Origin of the sequence: Asaia platycodi JCM 25414 (assembly GCF_000614545.1) — a bacterium.
GTDB lineage: Bacteria > Pseudomonadota > Alphaproteobacteria > Acetobacterales > Acetobacteraceae > Asaia > Asaia platycodi.
Genome location: NZ_BAKW01000027.1, coordinates 1 through 5,601, shown reverse-complemented (window position 1 = coordinate 5,601; position 5,601 = coordinate 1). Strand labels below are relative to the sequence as shown.

At 60.3% G+C, this 5,601-nt stretch carries 7 protein-coding genes; all 7 read left to right on the top strand.

Going from position 1 to position 5,601, the window contains the following annotated elements; all coding sequences use genetic code 11:
• Positions 1–204: 204 nt before the first annotated feature.
• Positions 205–765 carry a hypothetical protein gene (locus JCM25414_RS15200; protein ID WP_025842201.1) on the top strand — a complete coding sequence of 187 codons (561 nt, stop codon included), beginning with the start codon at positions 205–207 and terminating at the stop codon, positions 763–765.
• A gap of 69 nt (positions 766–834) precedes the next feature.
• Complete coding sequence (locus JCM25414_RS26880) at positions 835–1,002, top strand: hypothetical protein (RefSeq protein WP_159101795.1); 168 nt, start codon at positions 835–837, stop codon at positions 1,000–1,002.
• Complete coding sequence (locus tag JCM25414_RS26875) at positions 978–1,151, top strand: hypothetical protein (protein ID WP_159101794.1); 174 nt, start codon at positions 978–980, stop codon at positions 1,149–1,151. Before JCM25414_RS26880 ends, JCM25414_RS26875 begins: the two co-directional genes overlap by 25 nt.
• A gap of 154 nt (positions 1,152–1,305) precedes the next feature.
• Positions 1,306–1,641 carry a hypothetical protein gene (locus tag JCM25414_RS15190; protein ID WP_025842200.1) on the top strand — a complete coding sequence of 112 codons (336 nt, stop codon included), beginning with the start codon at positions 1,306–1,308 and terminating at the stop codon, positions 1,639–1,641.
• Between the two features lie 221 nt (positions 1,642–1,862).
• On the top strand, positions 1,863–3,593 hold the full coding sequence (locus tag JCM25414_RS15185) for a beta strand repeat-containing protein (RefSeq protein WP_025842199.1): 1,731 nt from the start codon (positions 1,863–1,865) through the stop codon (positions 3,591–3,593).
• A 29-nt stretch (positions 3,594–3,622) separates the two neighbouring features.
• Complete coding sequence (locus JCM25414_RS15180; RefSeq protein WP_206777965.1) at positions 3,623–5,062, top strand: hypothetical protein; 1,440 nt, start codon at positions 3,623–3,625, stop codon at positions 5,060–5,062.
• Positions 5,041–5,601: hypothetical protein (locus JCM25414_RS21010; RefSeq protein ID WP_035443687.1), on the top strand; the 561-nt coding region annotated here is incomplete at its 3' end. The genes JCM25414_RS15180 and JCM25414_RS21010, both read left to right, overlap by 22 nt.

Sequence of the window (5,601 nt, the reverse complement as noted above, 5' to 3'; positions counted from 1 at the left end):
AGCGCAAAACGGTTTGCTGAACGTGTCCGTTCAGGACGCCCTGCGTAACAGCGGCACGTTGTATGGCGCAACGGTACAACGATCAAGGCGGGTGGCGCGCTCGATAACAGTGATGGCCAGATCGGCAATGGGAACGGATCCATCACGATCACCTCTGCCACACTGCTCAATCACCAGGGCAAAATTATCTCTCCAAAGGGCAGCGTGTCCCTGATTTCGGGAGATGTCGATAACCGCGCTGGCACCATACAGGGGCAGGACAAGGTTACGGCCACCATCAGTTCCCTCGATAATCGTGATGGCGGGGCTGTGCTCTCCCTGGGGTCGGATCTTATCCTGCAGAACGGAAAGGCCCCCCTTTCCACCGTACTCAACCAGGGGGGTACGATCGGTGCGACCGGCGTAGTTTCTCTGGCTACACAGCATTATGCGTCTGATGCCAGCAGTTCCTTACTCGGCAATGGCGGTATGGCGCTCTCGGTCTCAGGCGATCTCGATAATCAGGGCATTATCTCCAGCGGCACCGATCTTGTCCTGAGCGTTGACAGGCTGATCAACGGTGCGGGGGGCCTGATTGCTGCGAAGAATGGCGATCTGACGCTCACGACGACGGCACGGACCGCAGACGCGCTGTCCAATAACGGGGATTATACAGAGCTCATCTGCCGGGAAAACACTCACGATCGTCACGGCAGGTTTGACGAATACCGGGAATATCCTCGGGAATGGGGACGTCACTGTCTTGGTCAGCGATGTCGCGATTAACACCGGCAAGCTTAGTGCCCTCGACGCAGCCTCACCCTTAACGCGGCGTCGCTGCAAAACAGTGGGACCATGGCCGCATCGGCTCTGCTGTCGCTGGGGCTCGCCAATTCTGCGCTTAATGAGGGCACAGTGTACGGGGCTCAGGGCGTCTCGCTTGACGCCGCCTCTCTCGATAATCGTGCCGAAGGCAGATTGGTGCGGATACGGGTACGGTGTCGATCGAGACAGGCCGTCTGAGCAATATAGGGGGAACCATTCTCTCGACCCGCAGAGACCTGCAGATAAAGACGGATACCCTCCTCAATGAGGGCGGCATCCTGCAGGGCCAGACGGGCCAGACCATTGAAACGGCCAAGCTGACCAATCGGGCAGGCGGCAGATCCTGACCCGTGACGGTACACTTGATATTGCAGGCCGACAGGGCATGCCGAGCACAGCAATTGTGAACGACGCCTCGACCTGCAGGCGTCTTCATCGCTGTCGCTCAAGGCGAATGCCCTGGCAAACGGCAATGGCACGATCCTGACCACCGCAGGCGGGATGGATCTTGTGCTCTCTGGTGATGGTGCGCTCGATAATACAGGCGGGATCATCCAGAGTGCCGGAAATCTGAGCCTCGGCGCGGGCACCTATACCGGTTCCATAAGCTCGATGCTGACTTCCGGCGGCGATATGGGGCTGTTCCTGAGTGGCGATGTCGTCAATGCGGGTCATATCGATGCCGGGGGTAATCTCGCCCTTGCAGCCCATAGTATTACCAACCTCGTCGGTCAAAGTGCTGACTCGCCTGCGGTCATTTCGGCAAAAGGCCAGACTCTCGCACTGACGGCCCAGGCCATTACCAATGCGGGCGCCATCCAGGCTCTGGCGATCTGAGTACCCTGACGCTCGAGGCATCAGGCCTCCAGAACAGCGGCACGATTGCCGCGCAACGTGACATTGGTGCGTCAATCACAGGCAGCCTGGGCAATACGGGGACATTCGTCTCGCGTCAGGGCGCGCTGACGCTCAATGCGCAGGACGCTGCGAATTCAGGTTTTCTCGGAAGCGTTGCCCAGACCCGGCTCACCGTTCAGAACGGCGCGACAAATAGCGGGGTGATTTACGCTGACGCAGGCGTCGTGGCGCGCATGGCTGGTCAGTTTGACAACACTGGCGGGCAGATAGGTACGGCAAATGGTGATATCACGCTTGACGCTGCGCGTATCATCAACGGGTCGGGACGGATCATTGCACAGGGCGGCCTGCTCACGCTAACCGGTACGGCCATAGCCAATAAAAGCGGTGTCCTTCAGGCGGACGGCTCTGTGGTGCTGGCCGCGCCACAATTCGACAACACGCAGGGATTTGTCCTGTCGAAATCGGCTTCTGTGTCTATCGGGATGGCCAATGCGATCGACAGTGTGACCAATACCCAGGGGATTATTCAGGGTAACGGGCCTGTCAGTATCGGCTTTACCGACCTTGCCAATGACAATGGTCAGATACTGGCTCAGGCGGGCGATCTGGCTCTTCGCGGGTCAGGCAACGGCAGCGTGACCAATACGAATGGGGCCATCCAGGCGACAGGAGCGGTCACGCTTGATGCGGGCTCCTATCAAGGCGGTGAAAACAGTCAGATTACCAGCGGTCGGTCCATGGGACTGACGGTGACCAATGCTTTTTCCAGCGCGGGCAAGATTGCCTCGGTGGGCGACCTGACGTTGCAGGCTGGCAGCATCGCCAATGACGAATACGGCATCCTCGCCAGCACGCAGGGCAATCTTGCGCTCAAAAGCGATGCCGCCCTGATCAACCGGGGCGTCATCCAGACCCAGGCGTCTCAGGGCTTGCTCTCCATCCAGTCCGGGTCTTTGGAGAATGCCGCCCAGGCGGGGATTATCGCCAACGGCAATGTGTCGCTTGCCATAAAGGGTACGCTCGATAACGCCGGAGAGATCACGGCGCATGGCAGCCAGCTGACGGTGAATGCAGCAGAGCTCACCAATGCCAGTCTGATGCTGTCAGGCGGTGCCCTGTCCCTGTCCCTTCCGGGAAACCTGACCAATAGCGGACTGATCTACGGGCTGAGCGATGCAACGCTGCAGGCGGCGGCGATCGATAACCGTGGGGGACAGATTGGCGCGGGCCAGGGGCTGGTGTCACTCACGGCCTCGTCCCTGCGCAACGATCAGGGTGGGCGCATTATCGGCACGGATGGATCGGTCCGCATTGCGGCGGGATCTATCGCCAATGACAATGGCCTGTTGCAGGCCGGACGGGACATCACGGTTCAGACCGACCGTCTGTCTAACAATGCGGGTCAGGTTCTCGCTGTCAGCGGCTCCCTGTCCATTGCCAGAGATGAAGCAGGCCACGCGCTCGATGACCTGATCAATAGCTGGGGGCGTCTGCAGGCCGGATTGGCTCTTTCTGTTGCCGCCCAGCAGGTCGAGAGCAATATGGGGACCATCCTGACGCAAGGAGGCGACCTGTCTCTTACTGCCGGGCAGGGCGGGCGCATGCGACAGCTCGATCTCACCGGCGGTACGCTGCAGGCCGGCAGGGATCTGACACTTTATACCAGCGCACTCACGGGAACCAGCACGGTTCAGGCGACCCGTAATCTCGACTTTTCGACCGCGCAGGATGTCGGAGCCTACCTGTTTTCCGCAGGGGGTGACGCGCGGCTCACTCTGGATTCCGGCTGGCATATCAAAGCCGGTGCCGGTGTGATTGCCGGAGGCGGAATAACCGCGACAGCGCCTGATATCGAGAATAACGGGGCTCTTATCGCAGGCGCTGACCTGTCTCTCTCGACGCCGGGAGGCCTGACCAATACCGGCTGATCAGCGGTACGCAGGGTGTGCAGATCGCGTTGGATGGTAATCTGACCAACCGTCAGGGTGCTATTCTATCCGATGCCGGTGATCTGACGATTGGGGGCAGGTCAGGTCAGTTTGCCGGGGACATCACGAACAGTTCCGGTCAGATTCTGACAGGCAGTGCCCGGGGTGATGTTGTTATCAGCGCGCGCTCTCTCACCAATGATATCATTGGCGGTGTCACCTATCAGCAGGGACAGGTTGTCTACAGCCAGACCTACGACCAGGCTTTGGCGAACCCGCCCACACCGTCCAATCTGAATGGAACAGGCCAGTATTACTGGGGCCAGAAGATCGTCTCGGTCCAGACCCCTGCCGGATTGCTGACGCCAGATGGCAAGCCGGGATCGGGCTATGTGCTTGTCTCGCTATACGGCGGCAAGGATGCCTCGAAGGTTGTCGTCACCGGTGTTGGATCGCTGGCAACGGCTTCCAATGCCCCTTCCGTCATCTCGGCAGGGCATGATCTGATTGTCACGACCAGCGGCGCCATTACCAATGATGCCAGTCATCTGGCGGCCGGCAACAACATGTCGCTCAAGGGCGGCTCGCTGAACAATGTCGGCTACGACACGAGCGTCACCTACACACTGACCTGCTATAACGGCAATTCCTGTCGCTGGTATATGCCCCCCGACGATCCGGCCGATCCGTGGTTCCCCGGTGGCTGGCAGATCGGATCGGGCGGTGGCTGGCCCTGGCCGAGCCAGATCTGGGGCAGCAGCCGTTCGAATGGGCTCTCTGGCACGATTGTGGCCGCCAACACCCTGATCGGTGATTTCGCCGGGCAGATCAATAACCAGACAATTATCCAGCATGCGACCGCCGCACAGCTGGCAGAGGCCTCGCAATACCAGGGTGGCACGCCGGGTGGTGTGACGGCGCCTGGCATGAACGGTCATGCCGTGGGTGGCGGTGCCCTGACATTGCCCGGTGCCGACCGCCCGACAGGGAATATCGATACGGGCATTTCTGGCGGTGCCGGAGCGCAGGGAGGCATATCGGGTAATGGGCTCAATGGTGGGTTCGTATCCGACTCAGGGCAACAGGCGACAGCGCAGTCAGGGCATGACGGGCTTGGCGCGTTCGATGCAGGGGCGCTTAGCGGCAAAGGTAACACCGACCTCACCCATAACGGTGGCGGGATCACGGCACCTGGAGCTGGTGGGCTGGACGCAGGCAACACGGCACCGGGTGGCGGATCATTCAATCTGCCCGGGCAGGGCAATGGACTGACGGGGGGACGACCCGAAACAGGTGGCAGCATCACACCCGGAGGCTTCAGCCAGGCCAGGGCGGCAGCGGGCTTTCCGGTGGTCGTCCGTCATCCGGTGGATCGGCACCCTCTCTTGCAGGTGGAGGTGTTCTTCCGCAGGAGGGCGTCCAGACGGCAGCGGATGCAGCGCAGAATTTGCGTCTTCCAGGTTTTCTGAACAGTGCCGATCCGTCGGTCATGCAGGTGATTGCCTCCATCCCGGCAGGTAGCGCGCTTTATGTGCCCAATCCGTCGCCTCAGGCGCAGTATCTGGTCGAGACGAACCCGGCCTATACGAGCCTGACGGCGTTTCACGGCTCGCAATATCTGGTCGATCGTCTGGGCAAGACGCCGTCGGATTATACGTTCCTGGGTGATTCCTATTTCGACCAGCAATATGTGCAGCAGCAGATTGTTTCCGCGACGGGCCAGACCTTCCTTGGTGGGACATTCGTCAACGCCTCAACACAGATGCAGCAACTGGTCACGAATGCCGGTGACCAGGCGCAGCGCCTTGGGCTGAATTTTGGTCAGGCGCTGAGTGATGAACAAAAGGCGTCGCTGACGCAGAACATTGTCTGGTATGTGCCGGTTCAGGTGAATGGTGCGACGGTGCTGGCGCCGAAGCTCTATCTGGCACCGGGCAATGTGGCGTTGACAGGCGGCACGATTGCGGCCAAGGACGTGTCGCTTGCGGGCGCGAGCGTCAATAACAGC

Coding starts and splice junctions, on each gene's coding strand:
- JCM25414_RS26880 (WP_159101795.1), top strand. CDS start 835: ATGGCCGCATCGGCTCTGCTGTCGCTGGGGCTCGCCAATTCTGCGCTT.
- JCM25414_RS15190 (WP_025842200.1), top strand. CDS start 1,306: ATGGATCTTGTGCTCTCTGGTGATGGTGCGCTCGATAATACAGGCGGG.